Here is a 23,082-nt window from a genome sequence, read left to right as displayed (position 1 = left end):
ACGTTGCCGGCCTCGACTTTTGAAAGTCCAAAAATCGTAGATAGAGCAAAATTCGTACCAAAAAAGACCCTATTCCCAAGACGCTGCTAGAATCGCAGCAAACTCGAATCCCATGCAAGCATACCCTGAGCGACCTAGCCAACCATGCTCGCACCCGACTATCAAGAATTCGCTAATCGGCGGGTCGCTGGATATCCGTGACAATACCGTGATTTGCACATCCACCCATGAGTTAACGGCCGAAATCGGCGAAACGTTGCGCGATTGTCACGCCGAACGGCCGGGACGAAAGCGGAACTTTCGCCCCAAACGGGGCCAAAAAGGACCGCTTCGGGACCATTTCCGGACAGCCAGCAACCGTTAACGCAAGTTGAACGAAATAAGCCGGATCAGGTTGCCTTTAGGGCGGCAGGATCCTCGGCGCGCTTGTCGATCACCTTGTCGACCAGACCGAACGCCTTGGCGTCGTCGGCGGTGAGGAACTTGTCGCGCTCCAGCGCGTCCTCGATCGCTTTGTAGGTCTGGCCGGTGTGCTTGACGTAGATTTCGTTGAGCCGCTTCTTCAGGTTCAGGATTTCCTGGGCGTGCAGCATGATGTCGGTGGCCTGGCCCTGAAATCCGCCGGAAGGCTGATGCACCATGATGCGCGAATTGGGCAGCGAGAAACGCATGTCCTTTTCGCCGGCGGCAAGCAGCAGCGAGCCCATCGAGGCAGCCTGGCCCGTGCACAGCGTCGAGACCGGCGGACGGATGAATTGCATCGTGTCGTAGATCGCGAGCCCCGAGGTCACCACGCCACCCGGCGAGTTGATGTACATCGAGATTTCCTTCTTCGGATTCTCGGCCTCGAGGAACAGGAGCTGCGCCACGGTCAGCGTCGACATGCCGTCTTCAACCGGGCCAGTGACGAAGATGATCCGTTCTTTGAGAAGGCGCGAGAAGATGTCGTAGGCCCGCTCGCCACGGTTGGTCTGCTCGACCACCATCGGCACGAGGTTCATGTAGGTTTCAACGGGATCGCGCATTAGTCACCCAAAGGTTGGCAGAAACGAACATCCACCGAACGGACGATATGAATTCAAATCGGCGGGTTGGGCGTTTCGTGATGCAGGACGTGGCTTGGACAGGTTCACAGATAGGCTTCTGTTCTCCCGCCACAAGCCCATATTTTCCCCGGCCACACGGCCGGTAACTGAGAAGCTCAGCCGAAGCAGTTGAAGCTGATTCTGGCGGCGAGGAACAGCCGCCAGCCAACCTCTTGAAGGCCTTTTGCGCCTCAACGTTAACGCAGCACTTACAAGCAGTTAAGCGGCGTTCTTCTCGGCTTCATCGTCCTTGTAAAGCTCTTCACGCGAAACCTTCTTCTCGGTCACGTTGGCAAGCTCGAGGATGAAGTCGACGACCTTGTCTTCATAGATCGGTGCGCGAAGCTGGGCGAGCGCATTGGCGTTGTTGCGATAGAAGTCCCAGACCTCCTTTTCGCGGCCCGGCATCTGGCGCGCACGTTCGATCACCGCGCGGCCAACTTCGTCATCGGTAACAGTGATCTTGTTCTTTTCGCCGATCTCGGAGAGCACCAGGCCTAGCCGAACGCGGCGGTCCGCGATCTTGCGGTATTCTTCCTTCGCCGCCTCTTCCGTCGTGTTTTCATCGGCAAAGGTCTTGCCGCCAGCTTCCATTTCCGACTTGACCGAGTTCCACATCAACTCGAACTCCTGGTCGACGAGCGACGGCGGCGCTTCGAAACGATGGGTCTCGTCGAGGCGGTCGAGCAGGATGCGCTTGACGCGCTGGCGCGTGGCGCCGGCGAATTCGGCGGCAATCCGCTCCCGCGCAGCGTCCTTCAGCTTGTCGAGCGATTCCAGGCCAAGCGTCTTGGCGAACTCGTCATCGATCGCAACATCCTGCGGCGCTTCGATCTGAGAGGCGGTGGTTTCGAACTCGGCAGCCTTGCCGGCGAGTTCCGTGTTGCCGTAGTTGGCCGGGAACGTGACCTTCAGCGTGCGGGTTTCGCCTGATGCAATACCCGTCAGTTGATCCTCGAAGCCGGGAATGAAGCTGTTGGAGCCGGTGACCACCGGGATGTTCTCGGCTGATCCGCCTTCGAACGCGACGCCGTCGATGGTGCCCTTGAACGAAACCGTGACGCGGTCGCCGCTGGCGGCCTTGGCACCCTCGCCCTTCGCAGCATAAGCGCGATTCTGGTCGGCGATGCGCTTGACGGCGTCATCGACCTCGGTGTCGGTCACATCGGCGACCGGCTTCTCGACCTTGAAGCTCTTGAAGTCGGCAAGCGTAATCGACGGCACGACCTCGATCGCAACGGTGTAGGTGAGATCGGACTTGCCCGCGAGCAGTTCCTCGACCTCTTTTTCTTCCGTCGGCATCGTGATCTTGGGTTCGGTCGCCAGGCGGAAACCGCGCTCGGTGAAGAGCTGCGAATTGGCGTCGCGGATCGTCTGGTCAATGGCTTCCGCCATCACCGAGCGGCCGTAGACCTTTTTCAGATGCGCAACCGGCACCTTGCCGGGACGGAAGCCGTTGAGGCGGACCTTGTCCTTGAGTTCCACCAGACGAGCGTCGGCCTTGGCATCGAGATCAGCCGCGGGAACGCTGATCTGAAACTCGTGCTTCAATCCTTCGGCGACCGTTTCCTTGACCTGCATGGCTCTAAATCTTCTCAAATTGAGGTCCGGCGACAACCGGACGGCTTGTTGTGGATGGCGCACGGCCTCACGCCTTGCGCTACTGGTTTCGGCGGTCTCCAAAACCCTTTGAAATTCTTGCCTTATTCCGTCGACCCTCGCGTCGGGGTCGCAAAGGCACCGGGCGACCGGCGGCCCATAGGCAACAGGCTGACGCTCGTAGCCCAATGACGGAACGAGATCAACAGTTCCCGAGAAGGAATGGGGTAAAAGCGGTCAAATCCGAATGGCACGTGGGAGACTTGGCGCGGGCGATGCGCGTCCTCGGATGCCGGGAGCGCTGGTGCGGGCGGAGGGACTCGAACCCCCACAACTTTCGTCACTGGAACCTAAATCCAGCGCGTCTACCAATTCCGCCACGCCCGCAAAGAGAAAGCATCAAATAGGGCCGCGACACCGCGGGCGGCGCGCTTATAACATGCGCTGTCCTGACACGACAAACGACGTCGACGCTGGACATATTGTGCGGAAAATGGTCCGCATCAACCGCCATGTCAGGGTCCAGGTCCGATCACTTTTTCTTCCGGCCGAACCGGCGCGCGGTGGCGGCGGGATTGGCGACCGCGGTCGTCCTGGGCACGGATGGCACGGCCTGCGCGCAACAGCCGCCGGCGCTCCGTTGCAAACCCGATTTCCTGGATTTGAAAGACGGACAGCCGGCCACGCCGATCTGGTCGCTGGGCCATCAGGCGCTTCGTTTCAAGCGCGGCGATCGTGCGGAGATCACATGTGCCAACGATCTGCCGGCGCCGGTCGCGCTCAACTGGCGCGGGATCGACGGCGCTGCGTCAGCCGAACCGCTGCTGGCGCGCCCGATCCTGAAATCGTCGGGCAGCGACGGATTTCAGCTTCAGCTGCGCCATGCCGGAACCTATCTGTGTGACGCGGCCTTGCTTGGCGACGGCGCAGCGCGGGCCATGCGCGCGTTGCCGCTGATCGTCGCCGAAAACGAACCGGTCACGGCCGATCGCGACGAAGTCGTTCTGATCGAAGGCTGGCGGCTGAAGCCGGACGGCTCGGCGCTCGCGCCCGGTCTTGATGCCGACGGCACCACGCCGGTTTACACCGTCAATGGGCAGCGAACGCACGACCTTTCAGTGCGCGCCCGCGAACGATTGCGGCTCCGATTCATCAATGCCCTGCCACGCAATGTGGTCGCCCTGAAGATCGAGCATCACAATGTGACGATCATGGCGCTCGATGGTCAGCCCGCCGAACCGTTTCTGGCGCGCAACGGCGCGTTTGCGCTGGCGCCCGGCGGCCGGGCCGATGTGTTTGTCGATATCACGCCGAACACCGGCGCCACGCCGATCCTGATGCATGATGGCGAAGCGGCGCAGCCGATCGCGCAACTGATTATGTCAGGCGAAGCGCCGATCCGCTCTGAGGCGCTTCCGATGCCGGGCGCCTTGCCGTCGAACGGCCTGCCAACGAAGCTTGATCTGAAAAGCGCGCTGCGCGTCGATCTTGCTTTCGGTGGTGACGCAAAGGACTGGTTGCCGCCGATGACGTTCACGGCCACCGCAGCGCCGGCGTTCCGAGCCAAAGCCGGCCGCGCGGTGGTGCTGTCGCTGACCAACCGCGCGCCGACGACGTCCACCTTTCATCTGCACGGCCATCATTTCCGGCACCTCGACCGGCTCGACGATGGCTGGAAGCCGTTCTGGCTCGACACGATTGCCATCGACGCCGGACAAACACAGCGTGTCGCGTTCGCCGCCGAATACGCCGGGCGCTGGCTGCTCGAAGCGGTCGAGGCGCGCTGGAGCGCGCCAAGACTGCTGCGCTGGTACAGCGTCGACTAAATCTGAGAATTAATACGCGACACCGAACTCGTCATAGAGACGACGCGTCACCGCCGGCAAGGTCTCAGGCAAATCTTCGGCGATCAGTCCGGGCCCTGCCTCGCGCGCGGCTTCGCCGTGCATCCACACCGCGATCGACGCCGCTTCGAACGCCGGCACGCCCTGCCCCAACAGCCCCGCGATCATGCCCGACAGCACATCGCCGGCGCCGGCCGTCGCCAGCCACGGCGGCGCGTTGGCGGCAATGGTCGCGCGGCCATCAGGCGAAGCCACCGTGGTGTCCGGCCCTTTCAACAGCACCACCGCTCCGGAGCGTTCGGCCGCGTCTCTCACGCGCTCGAGTTTCGAGCGCAGCGGATACTTGTTGCTGAGATCGCTGAACAGTCGCGGAAACTCGCCTTCATGCGGCGTCAAGACCACTTGTGGGTCGTGCGCGCGCTTGATCGCCTCGAACAACTGCTCAGGCCTGCCTGCAAAACTCGTCAACGCATCCGCGTCCAGCACGATCGAACGTTTTGCCGCGAGCGCCGTCAGCACAAAATCTCTTGTCCGTTCGCCGACGCCCGCGCCTGGCCCGATCACATAGCCGTTGAGGCGTTTCTCGTTGAGAAGTTCGGCGAACTCGACGACCGTGTCGATCTGGCTAACCATCACGGCGGTCAACGCCGAGGCATTCACCGCGAGCGCATCGCGCGGCGAGGCCAGCGTGACCAGGCCCGCGCCTGCGCGCAACGCGCCGCGCGCCGACAGACGCGCCGCACCAGTTGCGGCGATCCCGCCCGAGACGACCACAACATGGCCGCGGCTATATTTGTGACCGTCGATGGTCGGGACCGGATAAAAGCCTTTCCACGAGGACGGCACGTTCTCGAATGTCCTGGGCCCGATCTCGGCGAGGACCGCCGCATCGATGCCGATATCGGCGACACGTACGCGGCCGCAATGCCGGCGTCCCGGCAACAACAGATGCGCGGGCTTGCGGCGAAAGAAGGTGACGGTTTCCAGCGCCTTTACCGCCGTGCCCATGACGGCGCCCGTCGTGCCGTTGATGCCGCTCGGCAGATCGACGGCCAGCACTGGCGCGCCGTTGGCATTGATCGCCTCGATCATGTCGAGCGGTTCGCCCTTCACCGGGCGGTCAAGACCGGCGCCAAACAGCGCGTCGATGATCAGCGCCGGCTTGCCGATGGCCTGGGGGTTGAACGGCAGCACCGGATATTTCCAGCCTCGAGCGGCCGACGCCGCATCGCGCTGCAAGCTGTCGCGCTCGCACAACAGAATGACGGAAACATCCCGGCCGCGCGCGGCAAGCTCGGCCGCCGCGACAAAGCCGTCGCCGCCGTTATTGCCGGGCCCGGCGATCACCAGGATCGGCCCCTCCTCGACGAGGTCCATCGCCACCGATGCGACCGCCTGTCCCGCACTCAGCATCAGCGAGAACCCCGGCGTGCCCGCCGCGATCGCGAGCCGGTCGGCGCGCTCCATCTCGGTGGTCGTCAGAACTTCCATGCCCAATCCCCTGACAGAAACGCCTCTTCCGAAGGCATTTCGCGCGCGGCCACCCATGACCGTATGCACATCGTTTGACCTATTTGCCTATTTTTACATCTGCCCTATGATTGGACGAATCTCGCCGGCGGCCGTTCGGCGCCCACTAAAGAGCTGATAAAATTAAAAAATCTAGCGTCTTAACGATCTGGCATAGACCCTGCTTTCGTGGGGTCAGTTTCAGATCGACGGCCTAGGCAGGCAACTACCAAGCCCGCATTCGGCCACGAGATCCACTCATTTCGCGCAATCCGCGACAACAAACCTGAACGTCCTTGAGACCATGAAAGTGCCGGGAGGCAACCTGTGAAGAAAATCGAAGCCATCATCAAGCCGTTCAAGCTGGACGAGGTTAAAGAAGCGCTCCAGGAAGTTGGACTCCAGGGTATCACGGTCACCGAAGCCAAGGGTTTCGGGCGTCAAAAGGGCCATGCCGAGCTGTACCGGGGCGCGGAGTACATCGTCGACTTCCTGCCCAAGGTGAAGATCGAGATCGTCATTTCCGACGAGCTCGTCGAGCGCGCCATCGATGCGATCCGGCGCGCCGCGCAGACCGGGCGGATCGGCGACGGCAAGATTTTCGTGTCCAATATCGAGGAGGCCATCCGCATCCGGACCGGCGAATCCGGGCTCGACGCGATCTAAATATCCTTCGCCTGGAGAGGCGAATTCTACAAGACGACCCTTCGGCTGGATGCCGCTTCTAGCGGCAGTTATCCTGCCAGTCTGATATTGTCTTGAGCATCCCCCGACTGTATTGACCTTATTGCCGGGCGCTGCGCTTCCTGCGGCCCCAAACCAACACCAGTCAAAGGGGGATTCATGAAGACCGCCAAGGACGTCCTCAAGTCGATCAAGGACAACGACGTCAAATACGTGGACCTGCGCTTTACCGACCCGCGCGGCAAGTGGCAGCACGTTACCTTCGACATCACAATGATCGAAGAGGACACCTTTACCGAGGGCCAGATGTTCGACGGCTCCTCGATCGCCGGCTGGAAGGCGATCAATGAATCCGACATGTGCCTGATGCCCGATCCGGTCACCGCCACGATCGATCCGTTCTTCGCGGAGACCACGATGGTCATCACCTGCGACGTGCTGGAGCCGACCACGGGCGAGCCCTACAACCGCGATCCCCGCGGCATCGCCAAGAAGGCGGAAGCCATGGTCAAGTCGATGGGCGTTGGCGACACCGTGTTCGTCGGCCCCGAGGCCGAGTTCTTCGTGTTCGACGACGTCCGCTTCTCCGCGCTGCCCTACAACACCGGCTTCAAGCTCGACTCCTCGGAATTCCCGACCAACTCCGACACCGAATATGAAGGCGGCAATCTCGGCCACCGCATCCGCACCAAGGCCGGCTACTTCCCCGTTCCGCCGCAGGACTCGGTGCAGGACATGCGCTCGGAAATGCTCGGCGCGATGGCCAAGATGGGCGTCAAGGTCGAGAAGCATCATCACGAAGTCGCTTCCGCCCAGCACGAGCTCGGCATGAAATTCGACACGCTGACGCTGATGGCCGACCAGATGCAGGTCTACAAATACTGCATTCACCAGGTCGCGCACATCTATGGCAAGACCGCCACCTTCATGCCGAAACCGATCTACGGAGACAATGGTTCGGGCATGCACGTCCACCAGTCGATCTGGAAGGACGGCAAGCCCGTCTTCGCCGGCAACAAGTACGCCGACCTCTCCGAGACCTGCCTCCACTATATCGGCGGCATCATCAAGCATGCGAAGGCGATCAACGCCTTCACCAACCCGTCGACCAACTCCTACAAGCGCCTGGTGCCGGGCTATGAAGCGCCCGTGCTGCTCGCCTACTCCGCGCGCAACCGCTCGGCCTCCTGCCGCATCCCCTATACGTCGAACCCGAAGGCCAAGCGCGTCGAGGTGCGCTTCCCCGATCCGATGGCCAATCCGTATCTCGGCTTTGCCGCGATGCTGATGGCGGGCCTCGACGGCATCAAGAACAAGATCGATCCGGGTCCGGCGATGGACAAGGACCTCTACGATCTGCCGAAGGAAGAGCTGAAGGCGATTCCGACGGTGTGCGGCTCGTTGCGCGAGGCGCTGGAAAATCTCGACAAGGGTCGCGCGTTCCTCAAGAACGGGGGCGTGTTCGATGACGATTTCATCGACGCCTATATCGCGCTGAAGATGACCGAGGTCGAGCGTTTCGAAATGACCCCGCACCCGGTCGAATTCGACATGTATTACTCGCAGTAAAGCTCGCGGACGAACCCGCAAGACAAAAGGGGCGCGCAAGCGCCCCTTTTTATTTGACCGGCACGAAACTTTTTTAGGAAACGCGCGGATCGGTCGGCTTCGTCTCCGGCACGACGGCTGCAAACGCGCGCCGCCAGCGCTGGAAATTGATCACGATCCCGACGGCCACCGTTGGCAGCACCACAACGATGATCATGTACGGCGACAACGGCTGCGGCGAGATCAGCTCAAGCACCATCCCCGAGACCATCCAAAGCACCGAGAAGCATACCGCAAAGTCGATCCTCGGCACGCCCAGCCAGTAGAGCAGCGCTGATATCAGCGTTGCCGGCGCCAGCGCCATGCCGATGGCGTAGACCGTCAGTTCTGGCGGCGTCAGGACGTCAACCACCATCGACGCGAGCAGCCAAAGGCTCACGAACATCACAATCGCGTCGAAACGTTTCATGCCAGCCTCTGAACGGCAGCCTGCCCCTTGCCGATTTTTCCCGCGGGGCACGTGTCAGGTCAAGGGCTAACGCTTGCGACGCCTTCCGCCTCATTCTCTTTCAGTTTTGGTGTATTTTCGCAAAGATTCTGAGCCGCCGGCGCTCCCGCGGCGCGGCGCGTTCACATTCCGTGGCTTTCGAAGACTTTCCTGCACGACGAACTCAGACTGGCGCGCTTGCCCTGAAGGCATTGCTGAACGGCGTTGTCATCGCCGAGATCCTTGCGGCAGAAGCGCGATGCATCGCGCGAGCATGCGCTCTGCTCCTGCTTCGTTCCTATATGCTGCGCCGGCGCGCTCCCGTTTGCGCCGAGTAATACCGCCAAACCAAGAGCGACCGTCAACGTGCGCATGGAAGTGCTCCCAATCGGAAACACGTCCAACGTGGTTCGGTGCCGATCGTTCCCGCTATTTCACGCTTCTGCCTCTCCGCTTTCAAAGCAAAGCCAGCATGGTGAATAGGCGTTCAAGAAAGTTCCTCGCCAGTTCCGGCAACCTCGCGCAGCGGCGCTTGTTGTCTCCTCGTTAAACGGAGGAGAAAATGATGAGAAAGCTCGTTTATGCTTTGGCGGCCGCGGCCGCGATTGCGGCTGGTGTTCCGACGCTTGCGAATGCCCAGGACATCTATGTCGGCGTCGGCGCCGACCGTGGATATTATGGTGATCGCTATGACGGCCCCCGCTTCCGCCTTCATGAGCGTGACCGCGAATTCCGGCACGGCTTCTATCGGCGCGACTACCGTGATCGCGACTATGACCGCAGTGTCGTGATCCGCGAACATCGTTGGGACAACGACTAGTCCGCCAGTCTCAACAAGAAAGGCCCCGCATCCAGCGGGGCCCTTCTTCTTTGGCCATGACGGTTAACCCGTCCGATCGGCGAGCGCGTTTTTCAGGCCTTCGCTGCTTTCCGGTTGGCCGCGAGGCGCTCGTCGACGAGGGCCACCTGGGCATCGATCGCCGGATGCCTCAAGCCCTTCTGAAGGGCAATGAGCTGCACCAGCTTGTCGGCGCGTTCGATGTTCGGCGCGCCGTTCTGCAATGCGCGCGCAGCGGAAGCCGGACGCGACAGGCTTTGCGCGGCGGCAGCGTATTTCTCGAACGGAACCAGATCGGCCGGATTGGCCCCCAACTTCACGCACAGATCGAACACGAAGTTGTAGACCGAACGCGATTCCTCGATGTTGGAATGCACCGCTTCCTGCGCCGTCCGCATGCCGTCCTTGGTGATGCAGCGATAGTTGCCCGCCAGCAGCATCGACCATTTCGCCAGCGGGACCCAGATCGAGTCATAGGCCTTCAACTTGACCGGCAGTTCGATCTCGTCGCCCGCGATCTTGAAGCGCGCGGCATCGACGTCCTTTTCGAGGTTGCGAATGATCTGCGTATCCTTGTCGTCCTCGAATTTCGCGCATTTGAAGTTGGTCGGCAGCGTGACCAGCAGCTCGTTGGCCTTGCCGTCCGGCGGACGGATGGCTTGCGGATCGGGGCTGTTCAGCGTGATCTTGTGCGGGCTGACCGAGTCCCAGACACGCGCGTCGGTGTAGGCCGCCTCCAGTGCCTTGTAGTCGAGACCGGGAATCCGCTTGATATAGGGCAGCGGCGGCATGTTCATGATCGACATGCAGGGCACACCCGACTTGCCGACGGCATCCAGCAGCTGACGTACGCCGTCGGACCGGTATTGCGGCTCCTGCATGCACAGCCCAACCAAATCGTATTTCGAGGGATCGACGCCGGTCGCGGGGCCCGCCGTCACCTTGCCCGGCAGCTTGCGGGACTCCAGCAGCACGGGATCCCTGCGGTTACGAACGGGCAGAATGACCTTGAAGCCTTCCGCATTGATCAATTCGGCTTCGGCCGGGAGGCACACGAGGTGAATCGAATGGCCGCCGAACAGCAGTTTGGAGGCGAGCAGCGATCCATATGACGCGCCGAGGAGGAGAATGTTGTAGGCGGGCATTTTGTTTTTCCTTTTGCGTTTCCCGTTGCGGACACGTGGCCCATCGGCGCGACGTGCTGCCTGGCCGTTGCGTAGCGGCCGGTCCCCTTTAGCAACTGGACTTCGCTGAGTACAAGAGGCTGGCGCGGAGCGAGTGACCAAGATCATTTGATCGGCGCGCACTGCCGCGACGCACAAAATATGTTGATGGCAATGTCCCGCGACGCACAATACATTGCGAGCACCAGTCACCGATCAGAAGGCTGCATCGAGCTTCGGCACACGCCTTGCAGCGGCCTTGCAAAAGATCAGCAAGGACCCTCCCATGCTCCGCATTCCCCGTCGCTACAGCCATTTCGTTTTCGGCGTCATCCAGTCCGGACTGACGTCGCTGATTGCCGCCGGCATCGCCAGTTTTCCTTCACTGGCACGCGGCAATTTTTTGCAGAACTGGGCAACTTCCTGGTTGATTGCCTGGGCGGCCATGTTGCCGGTGGTTGTGCTGGCGGCGCCCGCGATCAGGTCGTTGGCGCTGGCCATGACACGCGACGACTAGCGACAAAGTCATCCACCTGAAGCTGGAAAGCCATACCTGACGCGCGTTCATCCCCGAATGAGCGTTTGCCAATTCGAAGGCACCGCTCCGGCCGGTCCGGGCACCGGCTGCTCCGGCGGATGCGCATGAGGGGGATGAAGCTTGGGGCCGGCAAAGGGTTGTTCTGTACGATAGTCGTAAAACCAATGCTCGCCCGGCTCGAAGCTCGTGATAACCGGATGACCCGTAGCGGCATAGTGTTTCGATGCATGCTGATTTGGTGAGCTATCACAGCAGCCGATGTACCCGCATGCGGCGCATCTTCGAAGGTGGAACCACCATCGCCCGGAAGCCATGCAATCAACGCAACCTGTTCCACTTGGCTTGACTGCCGGGTTGATACCGTCCCTTTCAGACTTCATGGGCGCCTCTCCGACGGATCTCACATCACGGAAGTGTACACGACATTTGCTGCCACGTGTCGTACCGCTTGACCGCTAGCTCTGCGCCCGCAGTTACGACGCGCTCAAACCCGAAACAGCTTGGCGTAACGCGCCTTGATCTCTTCGCTTTGCGCCTGCACCTGGACCGGATCGGATTTCAGCATCTTCACTTCCGACATCGGCTTCTGCCCTGCCCTCGGCTTCACTTCGGCGTGAAAAGAGCGATGGGCGAATTTATCGACCAGCATCTGCTGGGCCTCAGTGCTGAAGAAAAAGCTCTGGAACAGCCGCGCCGCGTTCGGATTGGGCGCCTCCTTGAATACGCCTGAAGGCACGATGATCAGGGGCGAGCCCTCGGCGGGATACACGACTTCAACCGGCTTGCCCTGGTCCTTGAACAGCACGAGATTGTAGTCGTTGCCGTCAGCCATCACCGCGCGCTCGCCGAGCATGATCTTGATCGGCGGATCGCCCGCCGATTGCACCTGCATCACCTTCTGTTTGGCCAATTTTTCCAGATACGACCAGCCGAACTCGCGCGAGAGCACGAAGGTCGTGGTCAGGATGGCGCCCGAGTAACTCGGATGACCCTTGACGATCTTGCCCTGCCACTTCGGATCGAGCAGGTCCGCATAGCTCTTCGGCGCATCCTCCGGCTTCACCAAATTCGTGTTGTAGCCGATCACTTCCAGCCAGGCGCACGCGGTCGCATACATCCCCTCGCCGTCGACTTGATCGGCCGGAAAATTCTTCGCGACCTCTTCTGGAAGGTATGACGCCAGCCAGCCGTTCTTCTTCCATTCGAGATAATGCGAAACATCGGTCGAATTGGCGACATCGACCGCGTGGATTCCGCTGCCCTGCTCCTGGGCGATGCGCTGAAAAATCCGCTCGGCGCCGGAACGTTCAACGCGCACCGATATGCCCGGATATTTGGCCTCGAACATCTTTCCCAGATTTTCGGCCACTTCGAGCTGGATGGCTGCGTAATAGGAGACCTTGCCCTCCTTCTTCGCCGCCTCGATCAGCTCCGGCGTGACGGCAGACGGAGCCGCCGCGGCTTTGGCAGGCTCGGCAAAAGCCATTCCAGCCGCAACTCCGGCCGAAGCCCCAAGCACCTCGCGCCGCGACCAGTGCCGTTTACCCATGAGCGTCTCTCCCCACGGCATGCCGCTGTTTTTATTGGTTATGGACTGCCATGTTAGCCAACCTCGCGCGGCAGGGCACTACCGCTTTGGGCCAATGGGCCGCGCACATTGCGTGATCTCTCCCCTCGTCATGCGCGGGCTTGTCCAACGCATCCACGTCTCCCTACCTTGCAAAACCAAGACGTGGATGGCTGGGACAGCCCGGGCTATGACGAGCCAAATGCGAAATCCCCCAACCGATTGACCCATCGCGTCTATATTTTCATATCTGCTTTTGCGTCGCTTTTCGGAACCAGGCGGGTATGATCATTTTATGGGTAGACGGCCTTAATCGGTTGAAGAGACCGAGTCCGCTCCCATACCGAGATTTGGGACGAAAGGAGGAAACGTTGAGCAGCATGATCCTCCTCGACCTCCTCGGCGGCGTCGCGCTACTGCTGTGGGGGCTGCACATGGTCCATAGTGGCATCGTCCGAGCCTTCGGATCCGATTTGCGGCGCATCCTCGGGACCGCGCTGCGCAACCGCTTTCTGGCCTTCCTCGCCGGCATCATCGTGACGGCTCTCCTGCAAAGCAGCACAGCGACCGGGCTGATGACCGCTTCGTTCGTCACCGGCGGCGCCGTCGATCTTGCTCCAGCGCTCGCCATCATGCTGGGCGCGAATGTCGGCACGACACTGATCGTGCAAGCTCTCTCCTTCAACGTCACGGCCGTGGCACCGTTGCTGTTCCTTGTTGGGGTTATCGCATTCAAGCGAGGTGGTCAGACCCGCACGCGCGATCTCGGCCGCGTCGCGATCGGCATCGGGTTGATGCTCTTGTCGCTGCACATCTTGCTCGACACGCTGGCGCCGGCGGAGGAAGCGCCGGCGGTTCGCACGCTCCTCGCCGCGATCACCGGTGATTCCTTCCTTTGCGTATTGATGGCCGCCGTGCTGACCTGGGTCGCCCATTCGAGCGTCACGGTCGTGTTGTTGATCATGTCGCTGGCTTACTCGGGCTTTATTACGCCAGTGGCAGCACTCGCCCTGACACTTGGCGCAAATCTCGGTAGCGCCATCAACCCTGTCATTGAAGGTAGTAACAGCAGCAACCCGGCCAGCTATCGTTTGCCGCTCGGCAACCTCCTCAATCGCATGGTCGGGTGCGCTCTGGCGTTACCGTTCCTGCATCCAATCGCTGATGCGCTCAGTCGGTTCGAGCCGAACGCATCGCGCATGACCGCGGACTTCCACACGGCATTTAACCTCGTGCTGGCAATCGTCTTCATCCTCCCATTGGCTTGGCTGGCTTCGCTCTTGACCCGGTTCCTGCCTGAACGCGCGAAACCCAACAATCCCACGGCACCTCTCTATCTTGATGAGGCGGCCCTCGGCACGCCGTCGGTCGCGCTCGCCTGCGCAGAACGCGAGGTGCTTCATCTGGGTGACATCGTCGAGAGCATGCTGCTTCAAGGCATGACAGCCCTGATGACCGATGACCGCCGCCTCGTTGCTGAGGTCAGCCGGATGGACAACGCCGTCGATAAACTCGACGAGGCCGTGAAGCTCTACGTGACGCGGCTCACGCGCGAAAGCCTGGATGAACGGGACGGTCACCGCGCGATGGAGATCATCGCGTTCTCCATCAACCTGGAGCATATCGGCGATATCATCGACAAGAATCTAATGGAACTGGCCCAGAAGAAGATCAAACGAAAGCTCGCCTTCTCCAAACAGGGCGCCGCGGAGCTGGAGGCCTTCCACCAGGAGGTCATAGGCAATCTTAAGCTTGCGTTCAGCGTCTTCATGTCCGGCGATGTGAAGATCGCCCGTCAGTTGATCGCGGAGAAGGCGACATTGCGCACGGCAGAGCTGGCGGCCGCCGAAAGCCACTTGGAGCGACTGCGCGAGCGTCGTCCCGAGAGCATCGAATCGAGCTCACTACATCTCGACGTGCTGCGCGACCTGAAACGCATCCACTCGCATATATGCTCGGTCGCCTATCCGGTACTGGAGCGCGCAGGTGCCTTGCAGCCGAGCCGTCTCCGCGTAGTAGAGCCGGACGAAAGCTCAACCGATGACAAAGATGCCGCCTCGGCAGGTTAGCCGCTCCGGCACGCGCCGGAGGACGATGTTGCCCGTCATCTGGAATGCGGTTGAGGATATATCTAGGCGCTGATGTGCGCTATTCGCGCTTGCGCTTAGGAAAGACTTTGTCCCTGATGTAACGCGACGTTGGCGTAAGCCGCAACCCGCGAGGTTTGCGCCATGCGGCTCTGTCAATCTCTTTCTTGTCGCCAATCGTCAGATTGCCAGACGCCTTCTTCGCAATGAAGATTGCATCGCTCATCCTCCTTCCGGAGAAACGATTCTTGACCTTGGCCTCTTCCCAAAGCGCGAGCTTCCCGAGTTTGAGTTTAGGAAGCTCCTCACTGATCTCCCTTCGCAGGCAGTCCTTCTCGTTCTCGCGTGCGCGCTTTCGTCCACCTGGAAACATCCATAGTCGGTCGCGTTTGCGTCGGACCAGGAGCACCTTTCCTCTCTTGATTGCCAATAGCTTTGCAGACTTCGCCATGTCTATCGGGGACCACTTCTTCCGCGACGCCACTATCATGACGGCTGCAATTGTCGCAAATACTTTGATTCTGGGCACTGCCAAAGTTGGGCAAGCCATTTAGCGCCTAGGATGCAAGCGCCTCGCAAGCACCACCTCAGAGCCTTCCCGAGCGCGTTTTTGTGTGGACGGCCTTGATTTGCCCTTCGTGCCAATTGGTCGCAGGCCCCTCTGTTGCCCCGTCGGGCAAATCACTGGCATCAGCTCGCCCCGGCCCGCGCTCCCTACGAGCAACTGTGTCGAGATAGACGAGGGCCTGGGCGCGATAAAGGTTCGCTCGATCAGGCGGGTGCGTAACGAGCGGTGTCCCATTTCTGGTGGCGAGCGATCATGACGTTGAGAATGCAGATCAGCTTGCGCATGCAGGCCACGAGGGCCACCTTCGGCTCCTTTCCCTTGGCGATCAGGCGGCGATAGAAGGCCTTGGCGACTGGATTGTTCTGCGTGGCAGCGCCGAGGCAAGGCATGTAGATGGCGTTGCGGATCCAGCGGCGGCCGCCCTTGATGTGGCGCTCGCCCCGGCGCTTTCCACTGTCATCGTCGTAAGGAGCGATGCCTACCAAAGCCGCGGCGATCTTATCGTTCACTTGCCCGAGTTCTGGCATCCCTGCAACGAGGATCGCGGAGGTCGTTTCGGCAAAGCCCGGCACGCTCTCGATAATTTCGGCACGCTCGGCAAGGTGCGGTGTCGCCTTGACCTTGGCTGCGATCGCAGTCTCGAGCTTTTCAATTTCGGTCGCCAGACTCTTCAAGACGCGGGCCTGTGCTTTTTGAACCGGCCCCGGCGAGGCATGTGCGCTTTGGCTTTGCAATCGGATCTTCAACTCAACGAGCGCTAGGCGTGCTTTCACCAGGGCCGCCAGTTCCTCTTGCGCAGCATCATGTGTCTGGCTCGGCGTCTCGCCGAACGTCTCGGCAAACCAGGCGATCATCTCAGCATCGATCGTATCACTCTTGGCAAGCCGTCCGGCCGATTGAGCGAAGTGACGAACCCGCTTTGGGTCCACGATCCGTACCTCGATGCCGGCATCGTGCAGCACCTTGCGCCATTCACGCTCGTAACCGCCGCTCGCCTCCATCACCGCCTTGCCTACCTGGTGCCTGCGAAGCCAGGCCACCAGTTTGCGGCGACCTTGGGCGGTGTTCGGACAGGTCTGCCGCAACGCCAATGCTCGAATGCACAGGTCCACCTTGTCTTTGGCGACGTCGATGCCCACGACAGCGAGATCATTTTGTGCCATCATCCACTCCCTTCCTTGCTCGGTTCGGGCTCGAAGCCCTTGCAACTGTTCGGGTTGAGGAAGACACCGGAGCTGTCCCTCGCTCTGATACAGGTTTTGCCGCCTTTGGGGCGTAACGGGCTCAGTTCCAGCAACGGGCGGTTTTGATCCAACCGCCCGTTCGCATGTTCTGCCAGATTTCCTGGACACAAGGGGCGTATCGCGATCGTCACGAACGTTGGGTGCGGGCCGCGATGGACGCTGACATGCGCGAGACGAACGCATCGAGGCGGACGGCGAAGTCGTGTGGTCCTGACACCCCGATGCTGGTGCCAAGTTGGCGACGATCCTCCGGATCGCGCCGATGATGGTGACAACAAAGCCCGGTTCACCAGGGAGAGCACGAAGCAAGCCGTTAAAACCGATCGCGCGGGGAAAGCCGGATCGAACCGGCCAAACCTGTGGTGACTACGCTCGTGTGGTTTTTTCATCCCACGCGAGGCTGCGGGTGCGGCTTTCGCATCCGGCTTTCCCTGCGCCCTCTGTTTCAGAGGGCAGATTGATGCAAAGCTCGGGCAATCGATGCCGCGAGAGCGATGATGCATGTTTGCAGTTAGGAGGGAGTTCGCCTACGCCGCGACGCGCTTGTGTTCGCGAAGCGCCTTGCCGAACGCTTCGAACAGCGCACGGTTGATCGGATTGCGATGCGGATCGTATTCGGCATGCCATTGCACGCCGAGCGCAAACGACGGTGCGTCCGCAATACGAATGGCCTCGATGGTGCCGTCTTCCGCAATCCCCTCTACGACCACCCGCGCGCCGGGATCGAGGATGCCCTGACCATGCAGCGAGTTGACGCGAATGGTGTCGCAGCCGAGCAGTTCGGCAAAGGCGCCCCCGGCGAGCAGCTTGACCTCATGCCGGTCGGCAAAGATCACCTTGGGGTCGGGATGAATTTCGCCGTTCTCCAGCCGCAGCATGCGGTGGTTCATGCGGCCGGGCAACTCCCTGATCTCGGGATGGAGCGAGCCGCCGAAAGCGACGTTCATTTCCTGAAGGCCGCGGCAGATGCCGAACAGCGGAATGCCGCGGGCGACGCAGGCTTCCGACAGGGTCAGCGCCACTTCGTCGCGCGGGATGTCGTAGGGTTCGTGCTTGATATGGGGTTCGGTCTTGAAGCGGGTCGGATGGACGTTGGCCCGCGCGCCGGTCAGCACGATGCCGTCGACCACGTCGAGCAAGGCCGGAACGTCGGTAATCTCGGGACAGCCGGCAAATATCAGGGGCAAGGCGCCTGCCACCTGCGCGATGGCACGAAGGTTTCGCACCCCGACCGCCTGGACGTCAAAACGACCTTCAAGGCGGTGGGCATTCCCAATCACACCGACAACTGGCTTCTTCATACCCTTTCCGTCTCGCGAACCGTTCGAAGCTTAAGATAATGCACTTGCTGCTGCGCCGGATCAACATTTTGGAACGGCTTTCCACGGCCAAGCAGGTCTGCAATGCTTTCATTCCGCGCTGGCGGACAGCCCGAAGCGCCCAAGTGGCGGCGACAAACAGCTCGGATGGCTTGATCGTGGGCAGCTTTTGACGAAAGAGTGAGCCTGAAAACAGGAAAATGGGAATCGTGCCGCAGCCATCGGATGACCGTCGTCAAACCAGAAGCGACCTCACCTGGGCGATTGCCGTCGGCGGCATCGCCACCGTGGCCTTCGCGAGTCTGTTGCTGTTCGCCTGGTCGTTTGCGGCGGCGCTATTTCTGATCTTTTCAGGCGCCTTGCTCGGCGTGACGCTCAACGCGCTGACCCACCAGCTCGGCCGACTAGTCGGATGGCCGCAGCCGTTGCGGCTCGCTATCGTCTGCCTGGTGTTGGCCGGGGCGCTTGCCGGCATCATCTTTCTCGGCGGCACCACGATCGCGCAACAGGCGGCCGCGCTCAGCGACACCCTCAAATCGCAACTCGTCAACGTGAAGTCGTTCCTCGACCGCAACGGGATCGATACCAGCTATCTCGATCTCGCCAACCCCGCGCAGGGGCAGTCGGGTAACGCCACGACCAATCCGGCCCAGCCGCATAACCTGCCCAGCGCCGGCGCACTCGCCTCAAGCGGCGGCGCCATCGTGAGCCAGACCTGGAAGCTGCTGCTCGGCACGGTGAATGCGGCCGGCAACTTCTTTATCGTGATTTTTCTCGGATTGGCCTTTGCCGCCCAGCCGAGCGTCTACCGCAACGGCCTTCTCTATCTGGCGCCTGCCAAACACCGCGCCCAGACCACGCTCATCATCGACCGGATCAGCGAGACGCTGGAGCGCTGGCTGATCGCGCAGATGCTCACCATGGCCGCCGTGGGCGTCGTGACATGGCTCGGCCTCGCCATCATCGGCATTCCTGGCTCTTTCATTCTGGGCATTCAGGCGGGCCTGCTCGCCTTCATTCCGACGGTCGGCGCGATCGTCGCAGGCGTGATCGTCGTGCTCGCTTCTCTCGCCTCGGGCTGGATTGCGACCACAAGCGCGTTCGTGCTCTTCCTCGGCGTTCATGCGCTGGAAAGCTATATCCTGACCCCGATCCTGCAGCGGCAGGCGCTGGATATTCCGCCTGCCACGCTGTTCGCGTTCCAGATCCTGCTCGGCATCGTGTTCGGGATCTGGGGCATTTCGCTGGCGCTGCCCTTGATGGCGATCGTCAAGGTGCTGATCGATCACTTCAAGGCTGAGCCGGAAACGGCGTAGCCGTCAGCTCACCACGGTTTGCGTGTGCTCGACTTCCGGCGGGGCCGCGAAATATTGCCCGACCAGTCCGCGCCAGGTCTGGAAATCGTCGGAGCCGCGGAAGTCCACGGTATGGTTTTCCAGCGTCGCCCACTTCACGAAGAGCCGGTAGCGCGTCGGCTTTTCGACCGATTTGTGAAGCTCCATGCCGCTACATCCCTTGGCGCGCAGGAACAGCGGCTTGGCGTTGGCGACGCCGGCTTCAAAGTCTTTTTCGGTGCCGGGTTTGACTTCGATCTGGGCGATTTCGGTGACCATTGTTCAGCCTCTCCGTTTGGGAGGCTTGTCTGTAACCGAGCCAGCCAAAAAGAAAAGAGGCGCCCGCGAAGGCCGCCGTTGCGTTCAGGTGAGGAGCAGGACCGTGCCCGCAATCATCATGGCGCAGCCGATGAACATCAGGAGAGGCCAGCGGCTCGTGTAACGCCCGCTGGCACGGCGTTCGGAAATCAGCGCGGCCTCATATTCTTCCGCGGTCGAGAACATGCAGGCGAAGCCGCCGCGCGCCGAGATCGCCGCTGCTTCCAGCGAGTTCAGAGCGGCTTGCGGATTGCGCTTGCGGATCGAATCCATAGGCATGAGGGTACGGAGCGGATGGTAAACACCAAGTTACCATCCGCGGCGTTGTCGTCACGCCAGGCGCGGCACGACCGATACGGGCCGTGCAGAGCCGGCGCTCTTGCGCCGCCAATGTTCCAGCGACAGCGGCAGCTCTTCCGCCGCCTCGACGCGGTTTCGGCCGCCACGCTTGGCCTGATAGAGCGCGGTGTCGGCCGCCGCCAGCAGCACCTCGAGCTCGGTGCCCGCCGGACCGCCGGCAACGCCGATGCTGACGGTGGTATCGACCGGGCCTTCGTCGCAGACGATGCCCGAAGCCTCGAAGGCCTCACGCACCCTCTCGGCCACGATGACGCCTTCCTCGAGCGGACACGGCAACAGCGCGGCAAACTCCTCGCCGCCAATGCGCCCCGACAGATCACTGATGCGAAGGTTGTTGACCACGACAGCCGAGAACAATTTCAGGATCTCGTCGCCGGCGGGATGGCCGAAGCGATCGTTGATCGACTTGAAATGGTCGATATCGAAGATCAGCGCCGTCACCGGACGACCGGCATGGGCCTCGCGCTCGATCACCCGCGAACAGGCCTCGGAGAAGCCGCGGCGGTTGAACATGCCGGTCAGGGGGTCGACCGAGGCGGCGTTCTTGTGCACGGTCACCGCGCGCTCGGAAACCAGCATGAAGATCAGGAACACGGTGCCGACCGCATAGAGCACCAGTTCAACGGCGAAAACCGTGACCCAGATGCTGTCGTCGAAGGCACGATCGTGCGGGTGCAGGAGATCGCCGAGCAGGATAGGCAGCATCAGCACGAAGCCATGCAGCACGGGAACGGCGACCGAAGGCCAGCGCTTGCGCAAGGTCCGGCGGCGCTCGCTCCACAATTCGGTGGCCGTCAGCCCGGCATAGACCGCAACGATAGCTGCGCCGATCGTCATGCGCATCGCGGTCGTACCCGGCGGCAGCGTCATGACGGCGGCGACCCAGGCCAGCGCGCCGAGCACCAGGCCGGGGTAATTCGGCTTGCGGCCGTGGAACAGCCGCGAGGCGTTCCAGACCATGCCGCAGGTCAGGAAGCCGACCGCGTTGAGCGCGAGCGCGAACATGTCGCCGAACCGCGCGGCGCCGAACGTCCACATCGCCACCGAGGCTGCGCCGACCAGATAGGCCGATCCCCACCACTTCAGCGCGGCAATTCTCTCCTGGAAACCGAAGAACAAAAGCATCATGCCGAGCAGCGCCGCGATCATCGTGGCGACGGCATAGAGCGTGGAGGTATCGAGCGACATGGGTGTCACCGGAAGGTTGTGATGCACAGTAGTAGACGCGCGGCCGAGACCATCGCATTTCGCAGGCTAGACCTCCCGCCTTGGCAATCCGTTTGCTTCCACCTGCAAGTTTTCCGAAAAAAATTGCCTCAACTCATCAACAAAACCGCAACAAAAAAGCGCCCGCGAGGGGGCGCTTTTCGATGTCGGTATCGGCCGCGTTCGCGGCAATTTTAACGAAGCAATTAGCGCTTCGAGAACTGGAACGAACGGCGGGCCTTGGCGCGGCCGTACTTCTTGCGCTCGACCACGCGGGAGTCGCGGGTGAGGAAACCGCCCTTCTTCAGTACGCTACGCAGTTCCGGCTCGAAATTGGTGAGCGCCTTGGAAATGCCGTGGCGGACCGCGCCGGCCTGGCCAGAAAGGCCACCGCCGGTAACGGTGCAGATCACGTCATACTGGCCAGCGCGGGCTGCGGCGACGAGCGGCTGCTGGATCATCATGCGCAGCACCGGACGGGCGAAATAGACTTCGACCTCGCGGGTATTGACGGTGACCTTGCCGGAGCCGGGCTTGACCCAGACGCGGGCGACCGCGTCCTTGCGCTTGCCGGTGGCATAGGCGCGGCCGAACTTGTCGACCTTCTTGACGTATTTCGGCGCTTCGGGAGCGGCCGGCTTGAGCTGCGACAACTGGTCGAGCGACTGCACGGTATCAGCCATCTTATGCGGCCCTCATGTTCTTGCGATTCATCTTGGCGATGTCGATTTTTTCCGGCTGCTGGGCCTCGTGCGGATGCTCCGCGCCCGGATAAACGCGCAGGTTGCCCAACTGCATGCGGCCGAGCGGTCCGCGCGGGATCATGCGCTCGATGGCCTTCTCGACCACGCGCTCGGGGAAACGTCCCTCGAGGATCGACTTGGCGGTACGTTCCTTGATGCCGCCGATATAGCCGGTGTGGTTATAGTAGACCTTGTTCTCACGCTTGCGTCCGGTCAGCACGGCATGCGCCGCGTTGATGATGACAACGTGATCGCCGCAATCGACATGGGGCGTGTAGGTCGGGAGGTGTTTGCCGCGAAGGCGCATGGCGACGAGCGTAGCAAGCCGACCGACCACCAGACCCTTGGCGTCGATCAAGACCCACTTCTTCGTCACCTCGGCGGGCTTGGCCGTAAAGGTTTTCATGTGAGCAATCCGTGAAAAGGCAAAGGCGCACATCGCGTGCGCCCAACTGGGGCGGGTTCTAGAGAGGTCTTGTTGCGGCGTCAACGCCAAACTGAAGTAATTACTGTAATGAAAACAATATCTTGTAAATATGGTTTTATATTACCGTTCGATTCCCTTAGCAACAGGAATGGAATAGGTCGCGGTCACATGGGCGATCACGTCAGCCGATCCGGCCGACATCAGGCTCACTTCTCCAGCCGCCAGGCGCTTGCCGAGCTTCAGAAGCCGCGCCTGCGCCAGCACGTCGTGCCCGGGCGCGCCCTTGCGCAGGAAGTTGATGTTGAGATTGGTGGTCACCGCCAGCCCGATGGGGCCGATCGCCGAAAGCAGCACGACATACATCGCGAAATCGGCGAGCGCCATCAGCGTCGGACCGGAAACCGTCCCACCCGGCCGCAGCATCTGCTCGCTGTAACGCTGCCTGAGCTGACACGAGGCGCCATCAGCCGCTTCGATCGCAATGTCTCCGGCGGAGAAGGCTTGCGGAAATTCCCGCCGAAGGAACTGCTCCAATTCCGGCACCGTCATTTTTGCAACCGCCATTCTCCCCACCTGCCCTCGCCTCTGCGCGCTTCTTACATTAGGTTGATAGC

25 protein-coding genes and 1 tRNA gene are annotated in these 23,082 nt (G+C 61.3%); 8 read left to right on the top strand and 18 right to left on the bottom strand.

Annotated features, from left to right (window positions below; translation table 11 throughout):
• Positions 1-389 precede the first annotated feature (389 nt).
• From BUA38_RS31405 to BUA38_RS31395, 3 genes are all read right to left on the bottom strand, one after another.
• Entirely contained in the window at positions 390-1,025 is a 636-nt protein-coding gene (locus tag BUA38_RS31405; RefSeq protein WP_072824154.1) for an ATP-dependent Clp protease proteolytic subunit, read from the bottom strand.
• Positions 1,026-1,304: 279 nt separating this feature from the next.
• Positions 1,305-2,666, bottom strand: a complete 1,362-nt coding sequence (gene tig, locus BUA38_RS31400; protein WP_072824152.1) for a trigger factor — start codon at positions 2,664-2,666, stop codon at positions 1,305-1,307.
• A gap of 320 nt (positions 2,667-2,986) precedes the next feature.
• Positions 2,987-3,071: transfer RNA gene (locus tag BUA38_RS31395), tRNA-Leu, on the bottom strand.
• 125 nt (positions 3,072-3,196) lie between these two features.
• On the opposite strand from BUA38_RS31395, the gene BUA38_RS31390 reads away from it, so the two are divergent.
• On the top strand, positions 3,197-4,510 hold the full coding sequence (locus BUA38_RS31390; RefSeq protein ID WP_072824150.1) for a multicopper oxidase family protein: 1,314 nt from the start codon (positions 3,197-3,199) through the stop codon (positions 4,508-4,510).
• Between the two features lie 9 nt (positions 4,511-4,519).
• On the opposite strand, the gene BUA38_RS31385 is transcribed toward BUA38_RS31390, so the two are convergent.
• The gene (locus BUA38_RS31385; protein WP_072824148.1) at positions 4,520-6,019 is read right to left on the bottom strand and encodes a bifunctional ADP-dependent NAD(P)H-hydrate dehydratase/NAD(P)H-hydrate epimerase; all 1,500 of its coding nucleotides are present in this window, start codon (positions 6,017-6,019) and stop codon (positions 4,520-4,522) included.
• Between the two features lie 345 nt (positions 6,020-6,364).
• Between BUA38_RS31385 and BUA38_RS31380 the strand changes: the two genes are divergently transcribed.
• Both BUA38_RS31380 and glnA read left to right on the top strand, forming a co-directional pair.
• Positions 6,365-6,703 (top strand): P-II family nitrogen regulator, encoded by a 339-nt coding sequence (locus tag BUA38_RS31380; RefSeq protein WP_072824146.1) that lies wholly within the window; start codon positions 6,365-6,367, stop codon positions 6,701-6,703.
• A gap of 177 nt (positions 6,704-6,880) precedes the next feature.
• Positions 6,881-8,290 carry a type I glutamate--ammonia ligase gene (glnA, locus tag BUA38_RS31375; RefSeq protein ID WP_072824144.1) on the top strand — a complete coding sequence of 470 codons (1,410 nt, stop codon included), beginning with the start codon at positions 6,881-6,883 and terminating at the stop codon, positions 8,288-8,290.
• A gap of 73 nt (positions 8,291-8,363) precedes the next feature.
• On the opposite strand, the gene BUA38_RS31370 is transcribed toward glnA, so the two are convergent.
• Both BUA38_RS31370 and BUA38_RS31365 read right to left on the bottom strand, forming a co-directional pair.
• Entirely contained in the window at positions 8,364-8,738 is a 375-nt protein-coding gene (locus BUA38_RS31370) for a hypothetical protein (protein WP_072824142.1), read from the bottom strand.
• Between the two features lie 161 nt (positions 8,739-8,899).
• Positions 8,900-9,130 carry a hypothetical protein gene (locus BUA38_RS31365; RefSeq protein WP_072824140.1) on the bottom strand — a complete coding sequence of 77 codons (231 nt, stop codon included), beginning with the start codon at positions 9,128-9,130 and terminating at the stop codon, positions 8,900-8,902.
• 191 nt (positions 9,131-9,321) lie between these two features.
• On the opposite strand from BUA38_RS31365, the gene BUA38_RS31360 reads away from it, so the two are divergent.
• Positions 9,322-9,576: a hypothetical protein gene (locus BUA38_RS31360; RefSeq protein ID WP_072824138.1), complete on the top strand. Its 255-nt coding sequence runs from the start codon at positions 9,322-9,324 to the stop codon at positions 9,574-9,576.
• Between the two features lie 92 nt (positions 9,577-9,668).
• Here the strand turns inward: BUA38_RS31360 and BUA38_RS31355 are convergent, their stop codons facing one another.
• Complete coding sequence (locus BUA38_RS31355; RefSeq protein ID WP_072824136.1) at positions 9,669-10,739, bottom strand: hypothetical protein; 1,071 nt, start codon at positions 10,737-10,739, stop codon at positions 9,669-9,671.
• A 304-nt stretch (positions 10,740-11,043) separates the two neighbouring features.
• On the opposite strand from BUA38_RS31355, the gene BUA38_RS31350 reads away from it, so the two are divergent.
• Positions 11,044-11,274, top strand: a complete 231-nt coding sequence (locus BUA38_RS31350) for a DUF2798 domain-containing protein (protein WP_072824134.1) — start codon at positions 11,044-11,046, stop codon at positions 11,272-11,274.
• Between the two features lie 47 nt (positions 11,275-11,321).
• On the opposite strand, the gene BUA38_RS31345 is transcribed toward BUA38_RS31350, so the two are convergent.
• Entirely contained in the window at positions 11,322-11,609 is a 288-nt protein-coding gene (locus BUA38_RS31345) for a UBP-type zinc finger domain-containing protein (protein ID WP_244553340.1), read from the bottom strand.
• A 170-nt stretch (positions 11,610-11,779) separates the two neighbouring features.
• Complete coding sequence (locus BUA38_RS31340) at positions 11,780-12,844, bottom strand: extracellular solute-binding protein (RefSeq protein ID WP_072824130.1); 1,065 nt, start codon at positions 12,842-12,844, stop codon at positions 11,780-11,782.
• 398 nt (positions 12,845-13,242) lie between these two features.
• On the opposite strand from BUA38_RS31340, the gene BUA38_RS31335 reads away from it, so the two are divergent.
• Positions 13,243-14,931 carry a Na/Pi cotransporter family protein gene (locus BUA38_RS31335; RefSeq protein WP_244553339.1) on the top strand — a complete coding sequence of 563 codons (1,689 nt, stop codon included), beginning with the start codon at positions 13,243-13,245 and terminating at the stop codon, positions 14,929-14,931.
• 79 nt (positions 14,932-15,010) lie between these two features.
• On the opposite strand, the gene BUA38_RS31330 is transcribed toward BUA38_RS31335, so the two are convergent.
• The 3 genes from BUA38_RS31330 to BUA38_RS31320 all read right to left on the bottom strand — a co-directional run bounded on the left by BUA38_RS31330 (position 15,011) and on the right by BUA38_RS31320 (position 18,062).
• A complete protein-coding gene (locus BUA38_RS31330; protein ID WP_083588121.1) occupies positions 15,011-15,400 on the bottom strand; it encodes an NUDIX hydrolase in 390 nt (129 codons plus the stop codon).
• 320 nt (positions 15,401-15,720) lie between these two features.
• Positions 15,721-16,683, bottom strand: a complete 963-nt coding sequence (locus tag BUA38_RS31325; RefSeq protein ID WP_156898819.1) for an IS110 family transposase — start codon at positions 16,681-16,683, stop codon at positions 15,721-15,723.
• 605 nt (positions 16,684-17,288) lie between these two features.
• On the bottom strand, positions 17,289-18,062 hold the full coding sequence (locus BUA38_RS31320; protein WP_072824125.1) for a gamma-glutamyl-gamma-aminobutyrate hydrolase family protein: 774 nt from the start codon (positions 18,060-18,062) through the stop codon (positions 17,289-17,291).
• A 38-nt stretch (positions 18,063-18,100) separates the two neighbouring features.
• Between BUA38_RS31320 and BUA38_RS37285 the strand changes: the two genes are divergently transcribed.
• Both BUA38_RS37285 and BUA38_RS31315 read left to right on the top strand, forming a co-directional pair.
• Entirely contained in the window at positions 18,101-18,253 is a 153-nt protein-coding gene (locus BUA38_RS37285) for a hypothetical protein (protein WP_172806121.1), read from the top strand.
• Between the two features lie 36 nt (positions 18,254-18,289).
• Entirely contained in the window at positions 18,290-19,396 is a 1,107-nt protein-coding gene (locus tag BUA38_RS31315; RefSeq protein WP_172806120.1) for an AI-2E family transporter, read from the top strand.
• 3 nt (positions 19,397-19,399) lie between these two features.
• Here the strand turns inward: BUA38_RS31315 and BUA38_RS31310 are convergent, their stop codons facing one another.
• From BUA38_RS31310 to BUA38_RS31285, 6 genes are all read right to left on the bottom strand, one after another.
• Positions 19,400-19,693, bottom strand: a complete 294-nt coding sequence (locus BUA38_RS31310) for an antibiotic biosynthesis monooxygenase family protein (RefSeq protein ID WP_072824121.1) — start codon at positions 19,691-19,693, stop codon at positions 19,400-19,402.
• A gap of 84 nt (positions 19,694-19,777) precedes the next feature.
• On the bottom strand, positions 19,778-20,005 hold the full coding sequence (locus BUA38_RS31305) for a hypothetical protein (RefSeq protein ID WP_072824119.1): 228 nt from the start codon (positions 20,003-20,005) through the stop codon (positions 19,778-19,780).
• Positions 20,006-20,062: 57 nt separating this feature from the next.
• Positions 20,063-21,280 carry a GGDEF domain-containing protein gene (locus tag BUA38_RS31300; RefSeq protein ID WP_072824117.1) on the bottom strand — a complete coding sequence of 406 codons (1,218 nt, stop codon included), beginning with the start codon at positions 21,278-21,280 and terminating at the stop codon, positions 20,063-20,065.
• Positions 21,281-21,504: 224 nt separating this feature from the next.
• Complete coding sequence (gene rpsI / locus BUA38_RS31295) at positions 21,505-21,981, bottom strand: 30S ribosomal protein S9 (protein WP_072824115.1); 477 nt, start codon at positions 21,979-21,981, stop codon at positions 21,505-21,507.
• Between the two features lies 1 nt (position 21,982).
• Complete coding sequence (gene rplM, locus BUA38_RS31290) at positions 21,983-22,447, bottom strand: 50S ribosomal protein L13 (RefSeq protein WP_072824114.1); 465 nt, start codon at positions 22,445-22,447, stop codon at positions 21,983-21,985.
• 141 nt (positions 22,448-22,588) lie between these two features.
• Complete coding sequence (locus BUA38_RS31285; protein ID WP_072824112.1) at positions 22,589-23,032, bottom strand: PaaI family thioesterase; 444 nt, start codon at positions 23,030-23,032, stop codon at positions 22,589-22,591.
• Between the last annotated feature and the right edge of the window lie 50 nt (positions 23,033-23,082).

Source organism: Bradyrhizobium erythrophlei, from assembly GCF_900142985.1.
Lineage (GTDB): Bacteria > Pseudomonadota > Alphaproteobacteria > Rhizobiales > Xanthobacteraceae > Bradyrhizobium > Bradyrhizobium erythrophlei_B.
Note: the sequence above shows the minus strand (reverse complement) of the source record. Positions and strands in the feature narration are given on the sequence as shown.

What these genes read in the sequence shown, in the direction of transcription:
- BUA38_RS31405 (WP_072824154.1), bottom strand. Translation starts at nt 1,025, where the DNA reads ATGCGCGATCCCGTTGAAACCTACATGAACCTCGTGCCGATGGTGGTC.
- tig (WP_072824152.1), bottom strand. Translation starts at nt 2,666, where the DNA reads ATGCAGGTCAAGGAAACGGTCGCCGAAGGATTGAAGCACGAGTTTCAG.
- BUA38_RS31390 (WP_072824150.1), top strand. Translation starts at nt 3,197, where the DNA reads ATGTCAGGGTCCAGGTCCGATCACTTTTTCTTCCGGCCGAACCGGCGC.
- BUA38_RS31385 (WP_072824148.1), bottom strand. Translation starts at nt 6,019, where the DNA reads ATGGAAGTTCTGACGACCACCGAGATGGAGCGCGCCGACCGGCTCGCG.
- glnA (WP_072824144.1), top strand. Translation starts at nt 6,881, where the DNA reads ATGAAGACCGCCAAGGACGTCCTCAAGTCGATCAAGGACAACGACGTC.
- BUA38_RS31370 (WP_072824142.1), bottom strand. Translation starts at nt 8,738, where the DNA reads ATGAAACGTTTCGACGCGATTGTGATGTTCGTGAGCCTTTGGCTGCTC.
- BUA38_RS31365 (WP_072824140.1), bottom strand. Translation starts at nt 9,130, where the DNA reads ATGCGCACGTTGACGGTCGCTCTTGGTTTGGCGGTATTACTCGGCGCA.
- BUA38_RS31360 (WP_072824138.1), top strand. Translation starts at nt 9,322, where the DNA reads ATGAGAAAGCTCGTTTATGCTTTGGCGGCCGCGGCCGCGATTGCGGCT.
- BUA38_RS31355 (WP_072824136.1), bottom strand. Translation starts at nt 10,739, where the DNA reads ATGCCCGCCTACAACATTCTCCTCCTCGGCGCGTCATATGGATCGCTG.
- BUA38_RS31350 (WP_072824134.1), top strand. Translation starts at nt 11,044, where the DNA reads ATGCTCCGCATTCCCCGTCGCTACAGCCATTTCGTTTTCGGCGTCATC.
- BUA38_RS31345 (WP_244553340.1), bottom strand. Translation starts at nt 11,609, where the DNA reads ATGGCTTCCGGGCGATGGTGGTTCCACCTTCGAAGATGCGCCGCATGC.
- BUA38_RS31340 (WP_072824130.1), bottom strand. Translation starts at nt 12,844, where the DNA reads ATGGGTAAACGGCACTGGTCGCGGCGCGAGGTGCTTGGGGCTTCGGCC.
- BUA38_RS31335 (WP_244553339.1), top strand. Translation starts at nt 13,243, where the DNA reads ATGATCCTCCTCGACCTCCTCGGCGGCGTCGCGCTACTGCTGTGGGGG.
- BUA38_RS31330 (WP_083588121.1), bottom strand. Translation starts at nt 15,400, where the DNA reads ATGGCGAAGTCTGCAAAGCTATTGGCAATCAAGAGAGGAAAGGTGCTC.
- BUA38_RS31325 (WP_156898819.1), bottom strand. Translation starts at nt 16,683, where the DNA reads ATGATGGCACAAAATGATCTCGCTGTCGTGGGCATCGACGTCGCCAAA.
- BUA38_RS31320 (WP_072824125.1), bottom strand. Translation starts at nt 18,062, where the DNA reads ATGAAGAAGCCAGTTGTCGGTGTGATTGGGAATGCCCACCGCCTTGAA.
- BUA38_RS37285 (WP_172806121.1), top strand. Translation starts at nt 18,101, where the DNA reads ATGCACTTGCTGCTGCGCCGGATCAACATTTTGGAACGGCTTTCCACG.
- BUA38_RS31310 (WP_072824121.1), bottom strand. Translation starts at nt 19,693, where the DNA reads ATGGTCACCGAAATCGCCCAGATCGAAGTCAAACCCGGCACCGAAAAA.
- BUA38_RS31305 (WP_072824119.1), bottom strand. Translation starts at nt 20,005, where the DNA reads ATGGATTCGATCCGCAAGCGCAATCCGCAAGCCGCTCTGAACTCGCTG.
- BUA38_RS31300 (WP_072824117.1), bottom strand. Translation starts at nt 21,280, where the DNA reads ATGTCGCTCGATACCTCCACGCTCTATGCCGTCGCCACGATGATCGCG.
- rpsI (WP_072824115.1), bottom strand. Translation starts at nt 21,981, where the DNA reads ATGGCTGATACCGTGCAGTCGCTCGACCAGTTGTCGCAGCTCAAGCCG.
- rplM (WP_072824114.1), bottom strand. Translation starts at nt 22,447, where the DNA reads ATGAAAACCTTTACGGCCAAGCCCGCCGAGGTGACGAAGAAGTGGGTC.
- BUA38_RS31285 (WP_072824112.1), bottom strand. Translation starts at nt 23,032, where the DNA reads ATGGCGGTTGCAAAAATGACGGTGCCGGAATTGGAGCAGTTCCTTCGG.